Source organism: Weissella thailandensis, from assembly GCF_001932615.1.
Lineage (GTDB): Bacteria > Bacillota > Bacilli > Lactobacillales > Lactobacillaceae > Weissella > Weissella thailandensis.
In genome coordinates this window covers 1,157,412-1,179,083 of sequence record NZ_CP014332.1, presented here as the reverse complement: position 1 = coordinate 1,179,083, position 21,672 = coordinate 1,157,412, and the positions used below count along the sequence as shown (strand labels likewise).

At 39.1% G+C, this 21,672-nt stretch carries 20 protein-coding genes and 8 pseudogenes; 21 read left to right on the top strand and 7 right to left on the bottom strand.

What is annotated here, in order from left to right; genetic code table 11:
* Positions 1 to 57: 57 nt before the first annotated feature.
* Entirely contained in the window at positions 58 to 231 is a 174-nt protein-coding gene (locus FOL01_RS05790) for a hypothetical protein (protein ID WP_002827238.1), read from the bottom strand.
* 712 nt (positions 232 to 943) lie between these two features.
* On the opposite strand from FOL01_RS05790, the gene FOL01_RS05785 reads away from it, so the two are divergent.
* The 4 genes and pseudogenes from FOL01_RS05785 to FOL01_RS05770 all read left to right on the top strand — a co-directional run bounded on the left by FOL01_RS05785 (position 944) and on the right by FOL01_RS05770 (position 5,054).
* A complete protein-coding gene (locus tag FOL01_RS05785) occupies positions 944 to 1,192 on the top strand; it encodes a GlsB/YeaQ/YmgE family stress response membrane protein (RefSeq protein ID WP_075269763.1) in 249 nt (82 codons plus the stop codon).
* 78 nt (positions 1,193 to 1,270) lie between these two features.
* A pseudogene (locus FOL01_RS05780) lies at positions 1,271 to 1,921 on the top strand (polysaccharide pyruvyl transferase family protein); the annotation flags it as partial.
* Between the two features lie 190 nt (positions 1,922 to 2,111).
* On the top strand, positions 2,112 to 3,641 hold the full coding sequence (locus tag FOL01_RS05775) for a multicopper oxidase family protein (protein WP_075269762.1): 1,530 nt from the start codon (positions 2,112 to 2,114) through the stop codon (positions 3,639 to 3,641).
* A 39-nt stretch (positions 3,642 to 3,680) separates the two neighbouring features.
* On the top strand, positions 3,681 to 5,054 hold the full coding sequence (locus FOL01_RS05770) for an MFS transporter (protein WP_075269761.1): 1,374 nt from the start codon (positions 3,681 to 3,683) through the stop codon (positions 5,052 to 5,054).
* 153 nt (positions 5,055 to 5,207) lie between these two features.
* Here FOL01_RS05770 and FOL01_RS11060 read toward each other — a convergent pair.
* Positions 5,208 to 5,583: pseudogene (locus FOL01_RS11060) on the bottom strand (hypothetical protein).
* Between the two features lie 141 nt (positions 5,584 to 5,724).
* On the opposite strand from FOL01_RS11060, the pseudogene FOL01_RS05755 reads away from it, so the two are divergent.
* The 3 genes and pseudogenes from FOL01_RS05755 to FOL01_RS05740 form a co-directional block, all read left to right on the top strand.
* Positions 5,725 to 6,246, top strand: a pseudogene (locus FOL01_RS05755) (IS30 family transposase); the annotation flags it as partial.
* Between the two features lie 62 nt (positions 6,247 to 6,308).
* Positions 6,309 to 7,379: pseudogene (locus FOL01_RS05745) on the top strand (IS3-like element IS1163 family transposase).
* Between the two features lie 201 nt (positions 7,380 to 7,580).
* Positions 7,581 to 9,149, top strand: a complete 1,569-nt coding sequence (locus FOL01_RS05740) for a H(+)/Cl(-) exchange transporter ClcA (RefSeq protein ID WP_075269758.1) — start codon at positions 7,581 to 7,583, stop codon at positions 9,147 to 9,149.
* 334 nt (positions 9,150 to 9,483) lie between these two features.
* Here FOL01_RS05740 and FOL01_RS11055 read toward each other — a convergent pair whose 3' ends face one another.
* The gene (locus tag FOL01_RS11055; RefSeq protein WP_237342659.1) at positions 9,484 to 9,546 is read right to left on the bottom strand and encodes a putative holin-like toxin; all 63 of its coding nucleotides are present in this window, start codon (positions 9,544 to 9,546) and stop codon (positions 9,484 to 9,486) included.
* 488 nt (positions 9,547 to 10,034) lie between these two features.
* Between FOL01_RS11055 and FOL01_RS05730 the strand changes: the two genes are divergently transcribed.
* The 4 genes from FOL01_RS05730 (at position 10,035) to FOL01_RS05715 (ending at position 12,102) form a co-directional block, all read left to right on the top strand.
* The gene (locus FOL01_RS05730) at positions 10,035 to 10,625 is read left to right on the top strand and encodes a recombinase family protein (protein ID WP_075269757.1); all 591 of its coding nucleotides are present in this window, start codon (positions 10,035 to 10,037) and stop codon (positions 10,623 to 10,625) included.
* A gap of 689 nt (positions 10,626 to 11,314) precedes the next feature.
* Entirely contained in the window at positions 11,315 to 11,605 is a 291-nt protein-coding gene (locus tag FOL01_RS11530; protein ID WP_083603446.1) for a lanthionine synthetase LanC family protein, read from the top strand.
* 5 nt (positions 11,606 to 11,610) lie between these two features.
* Complete coding sequence (locus FOL01_RS11045) at positions 11,611 to 11,769, top strand: hypothetical protein (protein WP_156834993.1); 159 nt, start codon at positions 11,611 to 11,613, stop codon at positions 11,767 to 11,769.
* Between the two features lie 18 nt (positions 11,770 to 11,787).
* Positions 11,788 to 12,102, top strand: a complete 315-nt coding sequence (locus FOL01_RS05715; RefSeq protein ID WP_075269754.1) for a hypothetical protein — start codon at positions 11,788 to 11,790, stop codon at positions 12,100 to 12,102.
* 203 nt (positions 12,103 to 12,305) lie between these two features.
* Here the strand turns inward: FOL01_RS05715 and FOL01_RS05710 are convergent, their stop codons facing one another.
* The 4 genes from FOL01_RS05710 to FOL01_RS05695 all read right to left on the bottom strand — a co-directional run bounded on the left by FOL01_RS05710 (position 12,306) and on the right by FOL01_RS05695 (position 14,881).
* Entirely contained in the window at positions 12,306 to 13,076 is a 771-nt protein-coding gene (locus FOL01_RS05710) for an IS3 family transposase (RefSeq protein WP_257787101.1), read from the bottom strand.
* Between the two features lie 17 nt (positions 13,077 to 13,093).
* On the bottom strand, positions 13,094 to 13,345 hold the full coding sequence (locus FOL01_RS05705) for a transposase (RefSeq protein ID WP_075269752.1): 252 nt from the start codon (positions 13,343 to 13,345) through the stop codon (positions 13,094 to 13,096).
* Positions 13,346 to 13,374: 29 nt separating this feature from the next.
* Positions 13,375 to 13,707 carry a hypothetical protein gene (locus FOL01_RS05700; protein WP_075269751.1) on the bottom strand — a complete coding sequence of 111 codons (333 nt, stop codon included), beginning with the start codon at positions 13,705 to 13,707 and terminating at the stop codon, positions 13,375 to 13,377.
* Positions 13,708 to 13,822: 115 nt separating this feature from the next.
* Positions 13,823 to 14,881, bottom strand: a complete 1,059-nt coding sequence (locus FOL01_RS05695; protein WP_075269750.1) for a baeRF6 domain-containing protein — start codon at positions 14,879 to 14,881, stop codon at positions 13,823 to 13,825.
* Between the two features lie 317 nt (positions 14,882 to 15,198).
* Here FOL01_RS05695 and FOL01_RS11040 point away from each other — a divergent pair.
* The 10 genes and pseudogenes from FOL01_RS11040 to merA form a co-directional block, all read left to right on the top strand.
* Positions 15,199 to 15,647 (top strand): annotated as a pseudogene (locus FOL01_RS11040) (transposase); the annotation flags it as partial.
* Positions 15,631 to 15,834: pseudogene (locus FOL01_RS11525) on the top strand (prolipoprotein diacylglyceryl transferase family protein); the annotation flags it as partial. The pseudogenes FOL01_RS11040 and FOL01_RS11525, both read left to right, overlap by 17 nt.
* Positions 15,818 to 16,042 carry a DUF2933 domain-containing protein gene (locus FOL01_RS05680; RefSeq protein WP_002307648.1) on the top strand — a complete coding sequence of 75 codons (225 nt, stop codon included), beginning with the start codon at positions 15,818 to 15,820 and terminating at the stop codon, positions 16,040 to 16,042. The pseudogene FOL01_RS11525 and the gene FOL01_RS05680, both read left to right, overlap by 17 nt.
* Entirely contained in the window at positions 16,039 to 16,224 is a 186-nt protein-coding gene (locus FOL01_RS05675) for a DUF2933 domain-containing protein (RefSeq protein ID WP_075269748.1), read from the top strand. Before FOL01_RS05680 ends, FOL01_RS05675 begins: the two co-directional genes overlap by 4 nt.
* A 110-nt stretch (positions 16,225 to 16,334) precedes the next feature.
* Entirely contained in the window at positions 16,335 to 17,024 is a 690-nt protein-coding gene (locus tag FOL01_RS05670) for a CadD family cadmium resistance transporter (RefSeq protein ID WP_237342613.1), read from the top strand.
* 89 nt (positions 17,025 to 17,113) lie between these two features.
* The gene (lspA, locus tag FOL01_RS05665; RefSeq protein WP_225968976.1) at positions 17,114 to 17,569 is read left to right on the top strand and encodes a signal peptidase II; all 456 of its coding nucleotides are present in this window, start codon (positions 17,114 to 17,116) and stop codon (positions 17,567 to 17,569) included.
* A gap of 177 nt (positions 17,570 to 17,746) precedes the next feature.
* Positions 17,747 to 18,424 (top strand): annotated as a pseudogene (locus FOL01_RS05660) (IS6 family transposase); the annotation flags it as partial.
* A gap of 291 nt (positions 18,425 to 18,715) precedes the next feature.
* Entirely contained in the window at positions 18,716 to 18,958 is a 243-nt protein-coding gene (locus tag FOL01_RS05655) for a transposase (protein WP_075269746.1), read from the top strand.
* Positions 18,959 to 19,350: 392 nt separating this feature from the next.
* A complete protein-coding gene (merR, locus tag FOL01_RS05650; RefSeq protein WP_075269745.1) occupies positions 19,351 to 19,743 on the top strand; it encodes a mercury resistance transcriptional regulator MerR in 393 nt (130 codons plus the stop codon).
* Positions 19,744 to 19,771: 28 nt separating this feature from the next.
* Positions 19,772 to 21,667: pseudogene (gene merA / locus FOL01_RS05645) on the top strand (mercury(II) reductase).
* Positions 21,668 to 21,672: the final 5 nt, after the last annotated feature.

The following is a 21,672-nucleotide window of genomic DNA, read 5'->3' as shown; positions in this document are numbered from 1 at the left end:
TTAAGTAAACAAAAAGACCGGGATTATTGCACTCCCCGGGCTTTATTTATATGAACATTACTCAGCAATTGCTTGAAAGAAAAGTACGGTACCCCAAGTTTCACCTTTAATTAAGTTCTTGGCAAATTTAGCAGCGGCATCCAAATCGTTATCAGGGGTTACTTTGAATTCAAGTTTCATACCGGTTTTTTTAACGAATTCGTATTTGAAATCGCCTTCATATTCTGTCAAAAGCTTAATAGATTGAAGTTAATATTTGAGACAGATTTTCTTCTGCCCTGTAAATCTAGCATAAGAGCACCTTACTTAATGTCACTGTTCACCACGTGAATGTCTATCTAAAAAAAAGAAGGAACCGGGGTGGAAAAAAATGAATTTAAACCGACTGCGATTGAAAGGTTAAAGAGTAAGAGCTATGAGCATCCCACAGATTATTTTGGTGTGACGGTTGATCGATTATATGATCACTGACGTGAGATTCTAAATGCAAACAATCGTTCATGACTAGAGGATAACCTTCTAATAGGGTTCATTTTTAAATAACCCCTTACAGATATATTAAAACAGCCCCATTATCAAATTGCTAGATAATGGGACTGTTTTTATTAACGATATAATGAGCCTTAAAACGCAGGAATAGATTGAACGGTTAAGCGTTAATGAGTAGCTTGGACTATCTCGGAAAGTATGCTTGTTGATGCGTTTATAGAGCCATTTTCAACGCGTACAATTGTGGATTAAACTAGCAAATTCACGTTGGTTCAACACCAGAGTTTCACACAGGTCATCTACTTTCACTGTCACTTCTAATTTCATTTTTTTAGTATAAGAGCATTAAAAACTTTGAAAATATCCTGTATTAATTTTTGTAAGCATTATTAAACTATATTATCTAGTAAGTGATATAACTAGAATATTTTAAAAGCAAAAAGGAGAATAGAAAATGGGAATTATTTGGACCTTAATAGTCGGTGCAATAATTGGAGCAGTAGTCGGAGTGCTTACTAGTCGAGGTGCTGCTATGGGTTGGATTAGCAATATACTTGCTGGATTAATTGGCTCATGGTTAGGCGAAAGTTTGTTAGGTAACTGGGGGCCTAGTCTTGCTGGCATGGCATTAGTGCCTTCTATCATAGGAGCAGTTATTCTAGTAATTATTGTTTCTTGGATCACAACTCGAATCAAACATTGAAATAAAAGGGGAATTTTGATCATAGCAAAATAAAAAGGATGATCCTAAATCTAATGATGAAGAAAATATTTTTGATCACCTCAATCAATACATTTTGAAAACAATGAAGATGGTGAGATTGAAAAACAAAAGAGTCAAGAGGCTTACCGGAAAAATCCTAATCTCGTGTTAGTGGCACGTGATGCTCAAAGTTTTCATCGTATGCAATCAACGTTTGATAACCCAGTCATTTTTACACCTGACATGGTTTTATATATGAAACCTGTTAACTGGAATTTCAATCGAAATGGGGCTTTATTCGTTTTACGGCATGATTCAGAAAAAGTTGTTAAAAAAAGTACGATTGACAATACGATTGACAATATAAAAGATATTTTAGGAAATGAACGCCCTATAAAATGAGTTGATACCGTTCTAGACGAACCACAAAAGATAACACCTATTACTCGGGAGGCATTATTTGATTCAGAACTAGAACTATTCTCGCACCAAAAAATAATTATTACAGATCGCTGGCATGCAATGGTATTTTCCGTTCTAACAGGAACACCTTGCTTATTATTTGGAAATAGTTATGGAAAAGGAAAGCACGCTTACTTTGATTGGCTAGAGCATATCAACTGGGTTAGTTATACCGATAAGGAAGATAACGAGAGGATTAAACAACAAATAAACGCGGTCATGGAAGTCAAAACTCATGCTTATGATCTTATCCCTGATTTTAAATAGTTACATGATTTAATTGCACATAATCGGTAGGAAAAAGTCAACTTTTTGATAACATTTGTTGCATGAAAATCCTCCTCAAGTGTATGGATAAGACCTATACCATTTTTCGATACTACTTTAGATTAATTCTAAATTATGTTTATGGCAACTCTAAAAAGTGTTAAAATTCTTGTCAGAGGGGGAAATCACGATGAAAACCTATATGAACTATTTCTTTGATGAGCCAGCGTTTGATCTCCACGATGGCGGCTACGTGCCGCTTGAGGTCAGTGATGCGCCTGAGAAGCCCTTAAATGTGCCGCCGTTGTTGAAACCGGATAAAGAGACGGCGACCGACGTTTATTACACGGTGACAGCAGAGGCTGGGGAAACGCAACTGTTACCTGGGGCGAAGACCAAGACGTGGGGCTATAATACCAGTCTGTTAGGTCAGACGATTGTGTATCGCCGTGGTCAACATACGCATGTGACACTGAAAAACACCCTGCCTGAGTTGACCACTTTTCATTGGCATGGGGCTAATGTCAGTGGCCCTTATGTTGATGGCGGATGCCATGCGCCGGTTTATCCGGGTGAAAGTAAGCATATCGACTTCACATTGGAACAACCGGCGACGACTTTGTGGCTGCACGCGCATCCGTGCCCATCCACAGCCGAGCAGGTTTGGCATGGTTTGGCTGCTATGGTGATTGTCAAAGACGACCATGAAGTCAGCCTGCCATTGCCAAGGAACTATGGCGTTGACGATATTCCGGTCATTTTGCAAGACCGGCGTTTTCATGAGAACAACCAGTGGGACTACCGGGCTGATTATGATCCTGACGGTGTTGCTGGGCCAACTGCAATGATTAACGGTACAATCAATCCCTATTTTGATGTCACCACGCAAAAGGTCCGGTTGCGTTTTCTGGATGGTTCTAATCGCCGTGAATGGCGGTTGCATTTTTCCGATGACCTACCATTTACGCAAATTGGCGGGGATGGCTCACTGTTACCGGAGCCGGTCAAATTTACCCATTTGATGCTGACTTGTGCTGAGCGTGCCGAAGTGATTGTTGATTTTGGCCAATACCATGAAGGCGACGAGGTCACCTTATATACGGATGATGTGCCATTGCTAAAGTTCCGCATTCATGCGTTCAAACCGGATCAGACTACCTTGCCTGATAAGTTGTTCGATGTGAAGGCACCAGTGGTTGACCCGGCTTTGCCAGTTCGCCACGTTGTGATGCAGGGGATGGACGAAGGTGTTGCGATTGATGGAAAAAAGTTTGCCATGCAGCGGATTGATGCCACGCAACCAATTGGCAAATCCCAGTACTGGGATGTTACCAATAGCAATGATGCGCCTGGAATGGTTCATCCATTCCATGTGCATGGAACCCAATTCTTAGTCTTGTCGCGGAATGGGCATGCGCCGTATCCAAATGAACATGGTTTCAAAGATACCGTTGGCGTGAATCCTGGTGAAACGGTTCGGCTGCTGGTTCGCTTTGATTTGCCAGGGGTTTATATGTATCACTGCCATATCATTGAGCACGAAGATGGCGGAATGATGGCACAGATTGAAACATTCGATCCAGCCAAGCCAAAGCAAGAATATAAATTGATGGATATGGATACGTTAATGATGGCCTTGGCTAAAGAACGTGGCGTCAAACCATCTGAGATTTGGATGGGCGGTATGCAGTCTTATGAAAAAATGGGAATGAAAATGTAAACGTCCCACAATACTAATATAGAAAAAGATGGTTTTAATATGCACTCTCCAACGATCAAACATCGCGGGGCTTTTGTCGCCACGTTACTGACAGGCACCTTTTCGATGTCAATTTCTCAGTCTTCTTTAAGCACCGCTTATCCTGCTTTTATGAAAGCTTTTGGTTTAGGAGCGGATACAGTTGCTTGGCTGACAACCGGCTTTATGTTTGTGATGACCTTGATGATTCCGGTTAGCCCATGGCTGTTGCATAATGTTACTTTCCAACGGCTTTTCCAAGCGATTGAACTCATTTTTGCCATTGGGACAGGCTTATGTATCTGGGCACCGAGTTTTACCGTGCTCATGATTGGCCGGTTGCTTGAAGCGATTGCGGTCGGGATTATTTTCCCGAGTTTCCAGACCGTGTTGCTGACGATTACGCCGCATAGGGAGCGTGGTCGGGTGATGGGCACGGCGGGATTGGTCATGGGCTCAGCCTTGGCAGTCGGTCCGATTATTTCCGGTGTTTTGCTGACATGGTTCCCTTGGCAGACTTTATTCTTGTTCTTCTTGGTCGTTTCGCTGCTTGTGCTGGCCGTTTCAACGGTGACCATTGCGTCTGTCATGCCATTGCAACCGACGCAACTGGACTGGGTGTCCTTCCTTTTATCCGCAAGTTTTCCAATTCTACTTTATGCCTTGGGTGCTTTGTCGAAAAAAGGCTTAACTGTTGGCGTGGTTGGTTTGTTGATTTTAGGCGTCCTGGCAGCTGGTATTTTCGTTGTTCGGCAATTGAATCGCCAACCACCAATGTTGCAAATGCGAGTTTTTGCCACTGGTATGTTTACTAAAGCGATGTTTCTGACCGGAATTTCATACGTCGGTTTGATTGTCACCACTATCCTGATGCCGCTTTACTTTCAAACGCTACTTGGTTTGTCACCGTTGATTTCTGGCTTGTCCTTAGTGCCAGCTGCGGTGTTGCTGAGTATTTTGAATCCAATTAGCGGGCGCCTACTGGATCGCTTTGGACCGCGTGTCGTGGCCATGATTGGCATGTTGTTGATTACTGGCGGCTTTGGTCTGTTAGCAGTCTTTGCCCATCATTTACCGCTGATTTGGGCAATTATGTTGGCGATGGCGACTGAAGCCGGCAATGCCTTTGTGATGATGCCTTCAGTGACGGCTGGCGCGAATGCTTTGCCGAATGAGCTCGTGGCAGACGGCACTGCGGTTACAACGACGGCTCGTCAGTTATTTGGTTCTGCCGGTGTCATGTTCGCCACAGTGTTGTTGGATGGCATGCAGACCACGCTGCGAAGTCATGCTGGCGGTTTTGCTGTTACCTTCGCTGTGTTTGCTGGCGTGGGCCTGATTGGCTTGCTGTTGGCGTTGACGTTACCAAAGGAAGTCGCGAAGAAAGCGGTATAGCTGCGGATTCGTGCTTTACATCTACAAAAATGACCGCCTACCAAAAAGTAGACGGTCATTTTTGTTGCAACTAAGCATGCTTGACTGGGTACTTAGCCGCAAATGATCAGGAGAGAAGCATCGCGACTAGGAAAGGAGGGTAACACGGTTGCTTTAGTCAACAAAGACCAGTTCGATAGTTTCATCTTCCGGTTTGACGTTGACAGATAAATGACGATTAAGGTCGGCCACCAGTTTGCGTGCGAAGGCCATCTTCTCGTCGAATTCGGTCATGCGCGAAGTAATGCGAAGTAAACGGGACGCCTTGGTAATTAAAGTTTTCGCCGATATAGCCCGGATCAGTCACGTAGCGCAAGTTGTTTTCGTCGTGGCGACTGCCCGGTTTCAGGACGGTATCCAAATACTAATAGGGAATCGTTGGATCGTAGTTCAGCGGCTTATCAAGGGTCGTGGAAAGCTTGTAGTTGGTTGCTTGACCAGCGAATTGTTCGTTGATTTGGACTTGGGTAAGGCTTTGATACAATTTCAAAATGATCACTCCTCTTCTTTTCACTTTTAGTATAGCAGTTATGGTAGATTGTAAAATTAATCCGAACGCTGTTCGGACAAAAAAGATCAGCTTCCTTTAAAATGGTGTTTACCACAAACCCATCTTTTAGGAGATGGTCTTTTGTCTAGTATAACCTATTCCGAACGAATTAAAATCGAAACCTTTTGTGAACTAGGGCTGTCCAATATCCAAATGGGCGTTCGGCTGAACCGATCACCGTCAAAAATTTCTTATGAATTATCTCGATGTCAACCTTATCAGTCTGAATTAGCACAAACAGATGCCGAATACAAGCGATCACGATGTGGTCGGAAAACTAAGCTGAGCGATGAGTTAAAGCAAAAAAATTCTCACCATTTACGTCTAAGCTGGTCACCAGGAGTGATTGCTCACGAATTTAAACTAGCTACTAAATCTATTTATAATTGGCTAAATCAGGGGAGAATTGGTTTCTCCTTGAATGATTTACCTGAACATGGCGTACGCCAACGGCGTAACGTTGACCAACGATCCAAATATAATCAATCTTTGGGGCGATCAATTGAACAGCGTCCCATGATGATTAATCAACGTAATCGCATCGGCGATTTTGAACTAGATACAGTCGTTGGTCCTCGTGGGCATAGTGCTCCTATCCTAGTATTTGGTACATAAATTTCTGAACAGTTGTGCCATAATTAATAAAACAAGATAGGAGCATTCCAATGAAGCGATATCAAGATGATTTTAAAGCCAGCATTGTGAAGATGCATCGTGAAGAGAAAAGATCTATTCGCTCGCTTTCCGAGGAATACGGTGTTTCTCCAGCCGCAATTCATAACTGGGTTAAAGGCGCTAAATCAGTTGAGCTAGAAGACGGTACTGAAGTAACGTCCAAAGAATTCAAACAACTTCAAAAGGAAAATCAGCGATTAAAAGAGGAACTTGAAATTTTAAAAGCTGCGGCGGTGTTACTGGGAAAGCATTAGGACGAATTAATTGCCTTGTCTTCATAGAAGATCAGTTATTGCGACACCGCTTATCAATTATTCTTTCGGCACTGAAATTACCGCGCAGCACCTATTACCATTGGAAAAGATATCAACCTAGTCAACACGAACGTGTTGATAATCAGCTCAAAGAAAAAAATTAAATTGATTTGGGAAAATAATTATCGTGCCTATGGTTATCCACGAATAACGATGGTGCTTCGCAAGTCAGGCATCTGTGTTGGGTCAAAACGAATTTTACAATTAATGAGGGAAATGGAGATTCACTCTTTAATGAATCGGCGATTTAAAAAACCTGGCACTCATGTGGATCATTCACAACGCCCCAATTTAATCAAGCACCAGCCCAATGCAAGGATATGGCGTGCTGACATTACTTATTTGGAATTACGTCCAGGAACCTGGGTTTATCTCAGTTCTATTTACGAACCAAAGGTTCATCAAGTCCTTGCTTTCAAGATTGGTCGTCAGATGGAGGCGACGCTAGTTGTAGAAACGATTAATCAGGCGCTTGAATGTCATCAAAAGCCACAATATTTTCACTCTGACATGGGTTCACAGTACACCAGCAACGAAGTTGAAACTTTACTTGAACGGCATCAGATTAGCCACTCATACTCAAAACAAGGTTATCCTTATGATAATGGGCCAATTGAAGCTTTTCACTCATTGTTGAAGAGAGAGTTTGCCTTTCAAACAACTTTTTCCAATTTTGAGGACTTGGTAATCCGAACCTCAAATTACATCAGTTGGTTTAATTCCGACAGAATTAGAACGAGTGTTTAGAAAAAGATGTGCCATTTATTGACATAGGAGCAATCCACCATTACTACTCAAACATGCGGCTCGTCATGTAAACTACTAAAACATCTTAGCGGTATGACACCCCTTCTCTGTGAAAAATAACTACTAGATTTCATCGAGATATTGCCTAGTTTAATTAAGCACTAAATTATATAATATTGGTTATAAAGGAGGATTAGTTATTTGATACAGCTTGTAAAAGAAAAATTTGACGTTACTCGTTTGAGATTTGTTTTATTCGGCCTGCTTGTGGGTTTAATGAGTGGCACCGTTGTTAGCTTATTTCGTTATTGTATTGAGATAGGGCTGCACTATAGTCGATTGGTATATAGGTACTTACGAATCGCGCCGTTTGTTTGGTGGGAATGGGCATTGTTGATTGGCATCAACCTTGGTTTAGCATTAATTGTGGCTCGACTTCTCAAGAGAGAACCTTATATCTCTGGTTCCGGAATTCCGCAAGTTGAAGGTCAATTGGCTGGCGAATTGGAAATGCACTGGTGGTCAATTCTTTGGCGAAAATTTATCGGTGGTATTCTGGCATTGGGACCTGGATTATTTCTCGGACGAGAAGGACCGTCGATTCAATTAGGTGCGTCAGTTGGTCAAGGTTTCGCTGCTGGGTTTAAGTTATCAGGAACTGATCGCCGACTGCTAATTGCATCAGGCGCCGCTGCTGGATTAGCAGCGGCGTTTAATGCTCCCATTGCTGGAACTCTATTTGTCTTAGAAGAGATTTACCATAATTTTTCACCGCTGGTTTGGTTAACAGCATTAGCCGGAGCAATTGGTTCAAATTTTATCTCACTGAATGTTTTCGGACTTGTTCCCGTGTTACATTTAAATTATTCACGTAGTTTAGCAGTATCAAATTATTGGCACTTAATTTTACTCGGCATTGTTTTGGGATTGTTTGGTTACTTATATCAACGGGTCTTGTTAGTTATGCCTCGGTGGTATCATCAACTGACACATTTGCCACGCCCAATACAAGGTATCGTACCATTTCTGCTGGTAATCTTAGTTGGTTACTTTTCGCCGAATTTACTCGGTGGTGGTAATGGATTAATTGTTGGATTTGGCCAGTATGTTCCACCTTTGTTTGTACTAATTGCAATTTTTATTATACGATTCGTCTTTTCAATGATTTCATATGGTTCCGGATTACCTGGCGGTATTTTTTTGCCGATTCTTTCTTTAGGTGCTGTGATTGGTGCGGTTTATGGCGTCTTAATGAATCAATTAGGATTATTATCGCATGTCTATATCATGAACCTAATCATTTTTTCCATGGCCGGTTACTTTGCTGGAATTGGAAAAGCTCCCTTCACAGCTATCTTGCTGGTAACAGAAATGGTTGGCAATTTAACACATTTAATGCCATTAGCGGTCATATCGTTAACTGCTTACCTTGTTGTTGATTTATTAGGCGGTGCACCAATCTATGAAGCATTGCTTAAGCAGATGACAATTCCTAAAACTGTTCAGCAACTTCATCGACCTGATCATTTGGAAATACCAGTTTTCTTTGGCAGTCCCTTAAACGGCAAAATGGTCCGAGACATGCCATGGCCTAAAGAAGCACTGCTCATTGGAATCCGGCGTGGTGAACAAGAAGTGATTCCACATGGTGACACCTTGATTCATGAAGGTGATACGTTAGTACTGTTAACTGATACAACCCAACGAACCCGAGTTAAACAACGGATTGATGCATTATTAGCAACTTTAGAAAAAAAACACCGAGACTAAGTTAATAGGCAAATTGGTCTATCATAATAATAAATATTAGATTAAGTGGGGCCGTTGCCAGACATAAACATATTGGGAAACTATATACAAATACGGCGAAGTACGAAAAACGCTGAAAAAGAATTAGTTGAACCTATTTTTGAAAAATACAAAGATAAATAATAAGCTGCAAATGCCTTGCTACCCAATTTTTCATAGTCATGCTATAATAAAAAAGAAAAAGGAAGTCCCACGTGAACAGGACTTCCCGTGTAGATCCGTTAAAGACGGTGGCAGATATTAAAACAACACTAGTTCGCCCCATAACCGGTCAAAGTTATGTGGGGCGGCTTTTTCATTTGTGGTGCTTGTCGATATAGCGGAGTAGCGCGATTAAAAACGTGCCAAACAGCAACATCAACGAGAGTGTCTGAAAGACGCTCATTGACTGTGAAGCCTTCCTGAAGATTATTCCATGTTCCCATGAACCTCACCTCGCAAGGGAAAAGACAAACATTGCCATTAAAGCTTCTTGCTTAATCTATTATACAGGGAAATGGGGATAGAATAATGTCTATGCATAATCAGCTTTCTTTAATCTTCGAGCCATAAATAGCCAAGCTATTAACGAAGACAACAGGACTATAAATACCGTGATGTAACTCGTGTTTCCGTGATAAGTTAAAGATTAATCCAAAAAAAATTAAGACAACTAGGATATTCACGAGAAACCTTGTTTTCAGATGAAAAAACATTTGATGGTAAATACAGGGAAACGATAAATTCAATTAATAATTCGTACTAAGCTTAAAGGCCACTAGGGTATACCCTAATGGCCTTTTTTATTTCTGTGATATACTAGGAATTACAAATGTTCATTAGAACTGTCCAAAAGGAGAGCTAAAAGTGGCTAAAATCGGTTATGCGCGCGTGAGTTCCAAGGAGCAACATTTAGATCGACAGTTAGCGGCTTTAAAAGACGTCGATAAATTATTTACGGATAAATTAAGTGGAGCCAACACCAAACGGCCGGAGCTTCAGAATATGTTGGCCTATATTCGGGAAGGTGATGTGGTCTTGGTCACTGAATTAGATCGCTTAGGTAGAAATAATCAGGACTTAACTAAGATTATGAACACCATTCAAAATAAGGGGGCCACCCTAGATGTGTTAAATTTGCCGTCCATGACGGGGATTGCTGACCCCAATTTACATCAACTCATGACCAACCTCATTATTGAACTGTATAAGTACCAGGCTGAAAGTGAACGTAAGCGAATTATTGAGCGTCAGCAACAAGGGATTTCCCTGGCCAAACAGCAAGGTAAATATCATGGTCGCAAGCCTCAATACGTTGAAGATGATCCTCATTTGCAACATGCATTTAATCTTTATCAAACCGGTATGAGTGACATTGATGTGGCCAGAAATACGGGCATTAAACGAACTACCTTTATTCGATATCGCAAAAAATACGGGATCAAACGAAAAAGCTAATAAAGGTAGATGTTACAAATATAATCCCTGCTTATTTTTCCCACTACTATCAACACGACCACCTAAGATCCCAACTAATCTATCATGAAATAAAAATCAGGTAAATCAAATTGTTAATTGATACTGATATTATCGCTAAGCTAATTGATGATAAAGATAAGGTGAGTGCTTATCGAATTGAGAACGCCGCAGAATCTATGGATTGAAAGATGCCATGACAAACTATTGTGGAGTTAAGAAAAGGTAAGCGACAGTTAGAGAATATGACAGTTAGATAAGCCCAAACATTGATGATGGTGGCTGATAAAGAAAGAAAAAGTTTGTAGAAGGGCGATATAATACAAAATGATTGAGCTTAAAAGACGCTTTTTTAGAGTTTACTATAATTGGCATGTTTATTGCTTAACCCATATAGGAGCGGCAATGACAGGCAAGTTTTGGATTAAAGCTGCCATTGCTGAATTTTTGGTTTGGATTGGCTATCTAATATATGTCGGGCACTATTTGTTCAACTCGTCTCCCGCACTGCCTTATGGCCCTGTATGGCTACACTTTATATTGTTTCCACTAGTACTTGCGGGTTGGGACTTAACTTGTGAGAAAATTGATGGTTCGTTCTTAAAACCGGGGTACTCTCTAATTAATGGCTGCTTTTATTTTCGGAAGATCTTTAAGCTAGGCATTATCTTATATTTTGCAACGTATATGGAAATCCTGGAATTGCTCGTGCAGTTTTTGAAGGTGCCAAACTTCAAAATAATCAGCTGCTAATGGAAACGGCTGTGAATTATTTTTTAAGTTTAAAATCGTTAGATTTTGATGACCTTCAACTAAAATCACCCACAATTTGTCACGGAATCTCCGGACTTCTCTTAATTTTAAATGCAATGGAGCGAGATACCGGATTAAGAGAGATTGGATTAATTAAACAAAGAATTTTGGCGAGGTTACTATCTGTAGCTGATTTTGAAAAAAACTAGTATTTATGGAATACGATATGGTTTTCCGAGGAAAGAGATATGATACACCTGGTTATTTTAACGATATTGGTTTGTTAAACGGTTCAGGTGGGATTGTTTTGACTTTAATGTCATTACAGAGTAAGCAGCGCCTTGATTGGGAACGGATCCTATTAGTCAGCTAAAATCAAGGAGGGTTGAGGATGCAAGCAAAACAAGAAAAGTACATGATTTTTCAAAATATTAACTGGTATTTGAAAAAAACATCCAAGAAATTTCCAAAATTAAAATACGGATTATTGGTTCAGGGAATCACTAGTCTTAGTATCTTGGTGGCAACAAGCGGTGTCCCTACATTAATAATTTGGGGTTTGCAAAGAAGCTTTAATTTTTCAAGACTTTCTGTCATGATTCTATCTGTCTGTATCGGATTGGGTTGCCTGCTTTGGGGGCAGTCTGTGTATAAAACGTGGTTGCAATGGGAAAATGCAAATTTTTGGATTGAAGTCAATATTTGAGACAGGTTTTAAGAGACATTCAGAACCGCGTTTAACTTCCACAGCTCAAATAAATCATTAATCGTGATTAATAACTTATTTGAACCATGGAAAGCATTAAATCAGGCGGCCATTTGGCTCGTAAGCGTTGCGATTTCAACTTGTAAGGGGGTCTGGTAGCCCAGTGAACTATGAATTCTCTTCCTATTGTAGAAAGCATGCACCTATTCAAAAGGGACGGCAGCGGCAGTTTCATAATTCTCAAAGACCGGCACTGGATAAACACATTCCTTTTTGAGGGAAGCATGAAAAGATTCCATTGGTGCATTATCGTATGGACACCCCTTACGGCTGTAAGAGTGGCGGATATGTAGTTCTGTTAACCGTTGGTTGTAATCATCGCTGGTGTACTGTGATCCTAAGTCTGTGTGGATAATCAGGTCCCCAGTAATGGTTCGATTTTTAACCGCGCTTTCCAGGGTCTTTAAGACTAAATCAGTATCCATCTTTTTTGAGAATGAATAGCCGATAATTCGTCTTGAGTGCAGATCCATGATGGTTGATAAGTAACACCAGCCATTACGCTTCGTTTGAATATAGGTCATATCAGCGGTCCATTTTTGATTTAAACCAGTGGTCGAGAAATCCTGCTTAAGCAAGTTAAGACGCTGTTCAACCTTGGTTTTGGAAGCCGCTTTCCATTTATTGACGGTAACGGAGTGGATATCCAGTTCCTTCATGAGCCGGGAAATCCGTCTTGGGCTGCACCGACGCTGCAGTGGTTGAAGTTCCAGATTCAATTCATGGTGGATCTTCATAACGCCGTATCGCTGCTTGAATTCCGCAAAGATCCGCAGAATCCGTTGTTTCAAGTCCGCATCTTCGGCCCGGCGTTTTGAAGGCTTTGGATATCGATAACGATAATACTGAGCTCTGGAAACACCGAGGATTCGGCACATCTTAGTTACCTGGTGGTGATGGCTTTCTTGGTGAATGTAATCAAAAATATTGGTTACTTCTGCGCAAGGAAGCCCAGGGCTTTTTTTAGAATTTCGTTCTCCTCAGACAGGGAAGCCAGCCGCTTTTCCATCGCTTTAATTTCGTCTGGCGATTTACCGGATTGAGTTTTGTCTTGGCCCTGGATCCACTTATGAACGGTTGAAAAGCCAATACCATATTCTCTGGCCAGTTGGTCGGCTGATTCGACTTGTTTATATAGGTTGATGATGTTTTGTTTGAATTCTTTGTCGTAACGAGTTGGCATGTAAAAATTCCTTCCTTTTGAGAGACGATTTATTCATTATACGCTCTCTTAAAAGTTGTCTCAGGAATCAGCTTACATCCAGGTTTTGTTGAGACACGTTTACCAGTCTGGCGTTTGATCCCAGCAAGTAAATAGAACTTCTGGTGATGTCTGACTACTTCGCCAACATAGACGATTCGAGTTTGCTTTGCCTCGCGTTTTGTTAATGCTTTATCTGCGATATTGATTAGCTTGGTTTGAGTTTGGTGTGCTAATTGTTGGTTAGACTGAGTGTCGGAATTTGTTTTACTTGCGAGTACAGTTAGGGTAACTGCGATGATTAACAGGGCAATTGCCCAGATTGAAAATATCAGCTTTTTCATTATCGACTCTCCAAAAAATAATAGACCCTTAGTTTATTATTTTTTGGTGGTTTTCGCAAATCATCAAAAAGCTCGCAGAACAGCCCCGTTTAGGCGTGCTCTGTGAGCTTTTCGATTAATAAGTTGTTGCTTCCAATAAGGCTGGTGATTGTGGTTCTTCTTGTTTAAGAACAACCACCTGACTGTTAATCTTTAAGGCACGAGAGATAATTCGGTTGATGTCATTGTATAGGTGGTCATCGACGCTATTGGATAGGTTACCAACGTTAACAATCAGCTTGTTTAGTTGGTTTGTATCAATTGCTTGGTCAATTTCAGCTGTGTCAGTTAATACCCGCTTGTTATTAATGGCAGCAACATCGTCAGTGATTGTTTCAACCTCTTGTTCACTGATTTCGTTGCTAGTGGTCTTTTCAATTCGGGCATTTGTTAAGTCCGTTGGGGATTTGCTAATTTGAATTTCAGATAGAGACAGCTTTTCTGAAATTCGTTTGAATAATGCCAGATTTTTAGGTAATCCCATTAAGACGATTGGAACAGTTAAGTCAATAGTTTCAACCAGATACTTATTGATTTCGCGGTAGTAACGCTCTAAATCAATCTGTTTTTCCTTGCTTGTTTCATTGTGGCCATGGAAAGTTGTTGAACCACCTTGACCAATAAAGTTAAGTTCACCACCACGTCTTTCTGATCCTAATGTTTCCACTAGGTCGGTTGGGGCGTCTGCATCTAATTTCACGGGTGCAACTGTTTTATCAACAATTTTGAATAGTCTGAATGATGTTCCCTCTAACGCTAACAAGTAATACATCTTGTTTGGTTGCTCACGTAAAATAGATAGTAAGTCGGGAGATTTGCTAATTGTTAACTTTACTTCGTCAACAGTTGTCCGTGGTAAAACGAACAACTCTAAAGTATTACCTTGAATGAATAACGTTATCCCTTGGTATGGTAGGTTCTGATCAATCAAGTTGTCTACCTGACGTTCAAGCTCTTTATAGTTTAATTCAGGGTGTTCCATAGAATATTTTTTAATTTCTGTAAGCGCACTCTTTAAGTGCAGACGCTCATCTTGTTGGTATTTTAATTTATTTAAATTAATACTCAAGGTGAGTACATCTTCATTCGGAGTCAGTGCCTTCGGCAAGTTTTTCAGTGTAATTAGTTTTGTCATTTATGTCACGCTCCCTTCGTTTGTATAACTTTATTATAACAAAAAAGTGAGTAGGGAGGGTCAAATGAGTCTGATGCCTACCGTAGCAACTTTCCATTAAGCACCTTGATTTAATTCGAAACGTTTATTTAGCTTCCGCTCGCTAGGATGTGGGGTCAATGTCGTATTGACTACAAATTATCAGTACTTGGTCAATGACGTCTGTAAGTTCTTCGTTTAAGTTATCAAACTTTTCATAGTGCTCCTATCCTAGTATTTGGTACATAAATTTCTGAACAGTTGTGCCATAATTAATAAAACAAGATAGGAGCATTCCAATGAAACGATATCAAGATGATTTTAAAGCCAGCATTGTGAAGATGCATCGTGAAGAGAAAAGATTTATTCGCTCGCTTTCCGAGGAATACGGTGTTTCTCCGGCCGCAATTCATAACTGGGTTAAAGGCGCTAAATTAGTTGAGCTAGAAGACGGTACTGAAGTAACGTCCAAAGAATTCAAACAACTTCAAAAGGAAAATCAGCGATTAAAGGAGGAACTTGAAATTTTAAAAGCTGCGGCGGTGTTACTGGGAAAGCATTAGGACGAATTAATTGCTTTGTCTTCATAGAAGATCAGTTATTGCGACACCGCTTATCAATTATTCTTTCGGCACTGAAATTACCGCGCAGCACCTATTACCATTGGAAAAGATATCAACCTAGGCAACACGAACGTGTTGATAATCAGCTCAAAGAAAAAATTAAATTGATTTGGGAAAATAATTTTAATTTATGTTTCACTATATTCCGTCGGGAGATTCTGGATTGAAGGATTACGGACCGACAGTTTAATGCTAACAGCAAACTTGTGAATGGCTCAAGTCCTGTCCATAGTCCTATTAATTGGCTCTATATTAACTTACATCTATCTCAAAAAATCTAAGGAGGAAGATTCACATGGAAGCATTACTTAATCTCTTACCACTACTATTACTACTAATTTGCCCTATCTCAATGATGTTTATGCATAAAGGGCACGGACATGCTGGGCATCATCATATGCATGGAGAAGATCATTCAAAACACACTGGTTCCGAAAATGATATAGCAAGTTTAAAAATCCAAACTGAGCAATTAAAAGAAGAAGTTGCTACTCTAAAGAACTTAGTTAAGGAGCGATGACAATGCAGTGGTTATTACTTTTATTATGTCCGATAATGATGATATTTATGATGAGGGGTATGCACTCAGGATCGCATAATGAAAAAGATGACGAACAATTGAAACAGGATCTTGAAAATTTAAAAGAGCAAAATGATATCTTAAGTAGTGAACTAAGCTATTTGAAGTCAAGGTTAAAATAAGTTAAAGGAGTCGTGAGGTTCTGTTGCAAAGTTTTAAATCTACTATCAAATAAGGTAGAATAATAGAATGTGTAACAAACTAACATAACTAAATATCTATTATTCCGTTTATGGAGCAATTTAAAAAGGATTTTTTTATGAATTTAATTTTAACCATTCTCTCTGCTTTAGGGTCTTTTATAGTAACCAATATTGATGACATTTTTGTCTTGATGTTGCTGTTCTCTCAGGCAAGTTCACAAGCTAAAGCAAGTAATGGACGAACGGTGAAGGGAAATCGTATTTATCCTAAAGATATAGTCATTGGTCAATATCTTGGTTTTGCACTTTTAGTTTTAATCAGTCTTTTAGCTACATTTGGAGTAACACTCATTCCTGATCAATGGGTGGGTTTATTAGGACTAATCCCGATCTATTTAGGAGTTAAACTGTTTATAAAGGGTGAAGATGAAGATGAAGGTGCTATTCTTTCTAGTTTTAATAAATTTAATAAGTTCTATTTAAGTGTAGCATTTATCACATTTGCCAATGGTGGAGACAATATTGGAATTTATGTTCCATTCTTTTCTACTTTAAATAACAACCAACTGGTCATTACAGTTGTTACTTTCTTTATAATGGTTGCGGTTTGGTGTTTAATCGGCTATCGTCTAGCAAGATTTAGATATGTTTCTGAAACACTTGAGAAATACGGCCGATGGGTTATTCCAATTGTGTTTATAGGATTAGGATTTTATATCATGGCAGAAAATAATATATTTTCTAACCTGTGGTCTGACTTCGTAAATTTAAATTCCTAATTAACCGTAATAGTTCAAAAATTTTATTGTTATATCCCCTTTCCTTTTAAAGTAATGAGTATAAATCTTTATAGAAAATAAACTTTGAGGTGACGACTTTGTATTGGATCATTATTCTCACACTAAGTATTGATCAGTTTGTTAAATATTTAGTTAGAAATTTTATGGACTACGGGCAATCCATTCCCATTATCAATGGTTTTTTCCAATTAACATCTCATCGAAATGCAGGTGCTGCTTGGGGAATTTTTTCAGGACAAAAAATATTCTTAATTAGCATTGCCATTATTGTTATAGTCGTTGGTCTTATTTATTCTCGTAAAGTAACTGATAAGCTAACGCGTATAGCCTTTGGCTTTTTTATCGGAGGTGCAATGGGAAATGTTATAGACCGTTTAATTTTTGGGGAAGTAACAGATATGTTCGAAGTTACATTTATTAATTATCCAATTTTTAATACTGCGGATGTATTTTTAGTTAGTGGAGCTATCTTATTTCTTATTAGTACTTATAAAGAGTCAAAATTAGAGGATAATCAAACTTAAAGATTTTTTTGTTTTTTGCAAATTTCAATCCCACGAATAACCAGCTATGTATGACGATTGTTGATAGGAAATAACAACAAAAAAGAAATAGCATGGTTATTATGGTTCTGTTGCAAAGTTTTAAATCTACTATCAAATAAGGTAGAATAATAGAAAAAGATAGCAGGAGGAATGACGATGAATCATTTTAAAGGAAAGCAATTTCAGCAGGATGTGATTATTGTAGCAGTGGGCTACTATCTTCGTTATAACCTTAGCTATCGTGAAGTTCAAGAAATCTTATATGATCGTGGCATTAACGTTTCTCATACGACGATTTATCGTTGGGTGCAAGAATATGGAAAACTACTCTATCAAATTTGGAAAAAGAAAAATAAAAAATCCTTTTATTCATGGAAAATGGATGAAACGTACATCAAAATTAAAGGAAAATGGCATTATTTGTATCGAGCCATCGATGCAGATGGTTTAACCTTGGATATTTGGTTACGTAAAAAACGGGACACACAAGCAGCCTATGCTTTTCTTAAGCGGTTAGTGAAGCAGTTTGATGAACCGAAGGTTGTAGTTACAGATAAAGCCCCCTCTATTACAAGTGCCTTTAAGAAAATAAAAGAATACGGCTTTTATCAAGGGACAGAACATCATACCATTAAATACCTGAATAATTTGATTGAACAAGACCACCGTCCAGTAAAGAGACGCAATAAATTCTATCGAAGTTTACGCACTGCCTCTACCACGATTAAAGGCATGGAAGCCATTCGAGGATTATATAAGAAAACCCGAAAAGAAGGCACTCTCTTCGGGTTTTCGGTCTGTACTGAAATCAAGGTAATATTGGGAATTCCAGCTGAAATCATAGATACCGTAAGGGATTTTATTCTTTATCTAAAACTTTGCAACAGAACCAGTCGTGACATAAGTTACCTAGTTACGCTCTCCAAAAAACAAGGAGCATTTGGAAATCATGAGATTTTTCGAGTGCTTCTTGTTTTTTTATTCATTTTGAGTAGTTCAAGTTCCTATTTTTGTCAATTTCATCATATTGATTGTCGTAATGAGTAAACCCGTCTGTTTGCTCTTATACTAAAAAAACGGACTATTTTTATTCAGTCCGTAAAATGAAAGTATAGGAGTATTTTTATGTCAATTCGTTATTCACAAGATTTTAAAGATTCACTGGTTAAACTTCACCAAGAAGGACGTTCGCTTAAATCATTGGCAGAGGAATCTGGACCTTCAAAAGATTCTATTGCTATTTGGGTCAAGCAAGCTACCCCAGTCATGATTCAGGGTAGGTCAAAGACGTTAAAGGATGTCAAGCAATTAGAAAAGCGTCTCGCTATTTTGGAGGAAGAAAACGAAATTTTATCACGCATAGCCTGACAGGCATTGAGCGGCCATCTTACTAGCCAAAAAATAGTCCGTAATGTGGGATTGCCGCTCGTTAACCAATTTTTAGCACAAGCGCGTAGCCATTGTTGGGGCCTCCTTAGTGGTAATGATAATCCATTGAGTGGTTCATCTAATAGCTTTGTAAAAACTAGCCAGCCTCATTTTAAAGGGTCTTCGGAATATATAGTGGAATTACTTTCTTAATAGTTTAAAAACAACTGGTGTTTAAATCGGATTTTCTGGTGGGATGTTAGGATAATCAATAGTATTATATAAAAGTATCAATCACATACGAGTGATACTTTGGGAAAAAATAAAATAGTCCAATTTACTTGAACGTGTACTATGGTACATGGTTTATAATATTCATGGGGTGAAATAAGATGATTTATCACATTAGTGAGTTTGCAGATAAATGTGGAGTTAATAAAGAAAAGATCAGATATTACGAGCGAAAAAATTTATTACAAGAACCTCACCGAACGGAAGCTGGTTATCGGATATATTCATATGATGACGTTAAGCGTGTTGGGTTTATTAAACGAATACAGGAACTTGGTTTTTCTTTAAGCGAGATTTATAAATTACTTGGTGTTGTAGATAAAGATGAAGTTCGTTGTCAAGATATGTTCGAATTTGTTTCTAAAAAACAAAAGGAAGTGCAAAAACAAATAGAGGATTTAAAACGAATTGAAACTATGTTAGACGACTTAAAACAACGATGTCCAGATGAAAAGCAATTACATTCGTGTCCAATAATAGAAACATTAACATGAGAGATTAATTAACGAAAGGAGCTTTTTTATGAATAAATTTAAGGTAAACATTTCAGGAATGACTTGTACGGGTTGTGAAAAACACGTAGAATCAGCACTTGAAAAGATAGGTGCTAAAAATATTGAGTCTAGTTATCGTCGTGGTGAAGCAGTATTTGAACTGCCCGATGATATTGAGGTTGAAAGTGCAATAAAGGCGATTGCTGACGCAAACTATCACCCGGGCGAAGCAGAAGAATTTCAATCGGAACAAAAGACGAATTTATTGAAAAAATATCGGCTAAACGTTGAAGGAATGACCTGCACTGGTTGTGAAGAACATATTGCGGTTGCTCTTGAAAATGCAGGTGCAAAAGGGATTGAAGTAGACTTTCGTCGCGGAGAAGCACTGTTTGAACTACCGTATGATGTAGACATTGATATCGCGAAAACAGCGATTACTGACGCACAATATCAACCGGGCGAAGCAGAAGAAATACAAGTGCAATCGGAAAAAAGGACAGATGTAAGTTTAAATGATGAAGGTAACTATGATTATGATTACATCATCATCGGTTCTGGTGGAGCTGCATTTTCATCTGCCATTGAAGCCGTTACTTTGAACGCAAAAGTGGCTATGATTGAGCGTGGAACGGTGGGTGGAACTTGCGTTAATGTCGGATGCGTTCCTTCTAAGACCTTATTAAGAGCAGGGGAAATCAATCATCTAGCAAAAAATAATCCATTTGTGGGATTACACACTTCGGCTTCAAATGTTGATTTAGCGCTATTAGTAAAATAAAAGAATGATTTACTAACCGAGATGCGAAATGAAAAATATGTGAATTTAATTGATGATTATGGTTTTGAATTAATAAAAGGTGAAGCAAAATTCGTAAACGAAAATACAGTTGAAGTAAATGGCAATCAAATCACAGCCAAAAGATTTTTAATAGCTACAGGTGCTTCTTCAACTGCACCTAATATTCCCGGATTAGATGAAGTGGATTATTTAACAAGCACTAGCTTATTGGAATTAAAGAAGGTTCCAAATCGTCTTACCGTAATTGGTTCAGGATATATCGGCATGGAATTAGGACAACTATTTCATAACCTCGGGTCAGAAGTCACTTTGATTCAAAGAAGCGAGCGTCTATTAAAAGAATACGATCCTGAAATTTCAGAAGCCATTACTAAGGCCTTAACAGAACAAGGAATTAATTTAGTAACAGGTGCAACCTATGAACGAGTTGAGCAAGATGGAGACATTAAAAAAGTTCATGTTGAGATAAATGGTAAAAAGCGAATTATTGAAGCAGAACAATTGCTAATTGCCACTGGAAGAAAACCAAATACAGAATCATTAAACTTACATGCAGCAGGCGTTGAAGTTGGTTCCCGTGGTGAAATTGTCATTGATGATTATCTTAAAACGACCAATTCCCGAATTTATTCAGCTGGAGATGTCACTCTCGGTCCCCAATTTGTTTATGTAGCTGCTTATGAAGGTGGACTTGCTGCTCGTAATGCAATCGGAGGACTAAATCAAAAGGTCAATTTAGAAGTGGTTCCAGGCGTTACGTTTACTTCTCCATCGATTGCAACGGTTGGTTTAACGGAGCAACAGGCAAAAGAAAAAGGATATGAAGTGAAAACATCGGTATTGCCGTTGGATGCTGTTCCAAGAGCGCTCGTTAATCGGGAAACAACAGGTGTTTTCAAATTAGTGGCAGACGCGAAAACATTGAAAGTGTTAGGGGCGCATGTAGTGGCAGAAAACGCAGGAGACGTAATTTATGCAGCAACATTAGCTGTGAAATTCGGTTTAACTGTTGGAGATCTGAGAGAAACGATGGCTCCATATCTAACAATGGCAGAAGGATTGAGGCTGGCTGTCCTAACTTTTGATAAAGATGTTTCGAAATTATCTTGCTGTGCAGGCTAAGGGAA

Excerpts from the sequence above, each read along its gene's own strand:
- FOL01_RS05695 (WP_075269750.1), bottom strand. The coding sequence starts at position 14,881 with ATGACAAAACTAATTACACTGAAAAACTTGCCGAAGGCACTGACTCCG.
- FOL01_RS11045 (WP_156834993.1), top strand. The coding sequence starts at position 11,611 with ATGGAATACGATATGGTTTTCCGAGGAAAGAGATATGATACACCTGGT.
- FOL01_RS05700 (WP_075269751.1), bottom strand. The coding sequence starts at position 13,707 with ATGAAAAAGCTGATATTTTCAATCTGGGCAATTGCCCTGTTAATCATC.
- merR (WP_075269745.1), top strand. The coding sequence starts at position 19,351 with ATGATTTATCACATTAGTGAGTTTGCAGATAAATGTGGAGTTAATAAA.
- FOL01_RS05655 (WP_075269746.1), top strand. The coding sequence starts at position 18,716 with ATGTCAATTCGTTATTCACAAGATTTTAAAGATTCACTGGTTAAACTT.
- FOL01_RS05680 (WP_002307648.1), top strand. The coding sequence starts at position 15,818 with ATGGAAGCATTACTTAATCTCTTACCACTACTATTACTACTAATTTGC.
- FOL01_RS05675 (WP_075269748.1), top strand. The coding sequence starts at position 16,039 with ATGACAATGCAGTGGTTATTACTTTTATTATGTCCGATAATGATGATA.
- FOL01_RS05715 (WP_075269754.1), top strand. The coding sequence starts at position 11,788 with ATGCAAGCAAAACAAGAAAAGTACATGATTTTTCAAAATATTAACTGG.
- FOL01_RS05670 (WP_237342613.1), top strand. The coding sequence starts at position 16,335 with ATGGAGCAATTTAAAAAGGATTTTTTTATGAATTTAATTTTAACCATT.
- FOL01_RS05705 (WP_075269752.1), bottom strand. The coding sequence starts at position 13,345 with ATGCCAACTCGTTACGACAAAGAATTCAAACAAAACATCATCAACCTA.
- FOL01_RS05775 (WP_075269762.1), top strand. The coding sequence starts at position 2,112 with ATGAAAACCTATATGAACTATTTCTTTGATGAGCCAGCGTTTGATCTC.
- FOL01_RS05770 (WP_075269761.1), top strand. The coding sequence starts at position 3,681 with ATGCACTCTCCAACGATCAAACATCGCGGGGCTTTTGTCGCCACGTTA.
- FOL01_RS05785 (WP_075269763.1), top strand. The coding sequence starts at position 944 with ATGGGAATTATTTGGACCTTAATAGTCGGTGCAATAATTGGAGCAGTA.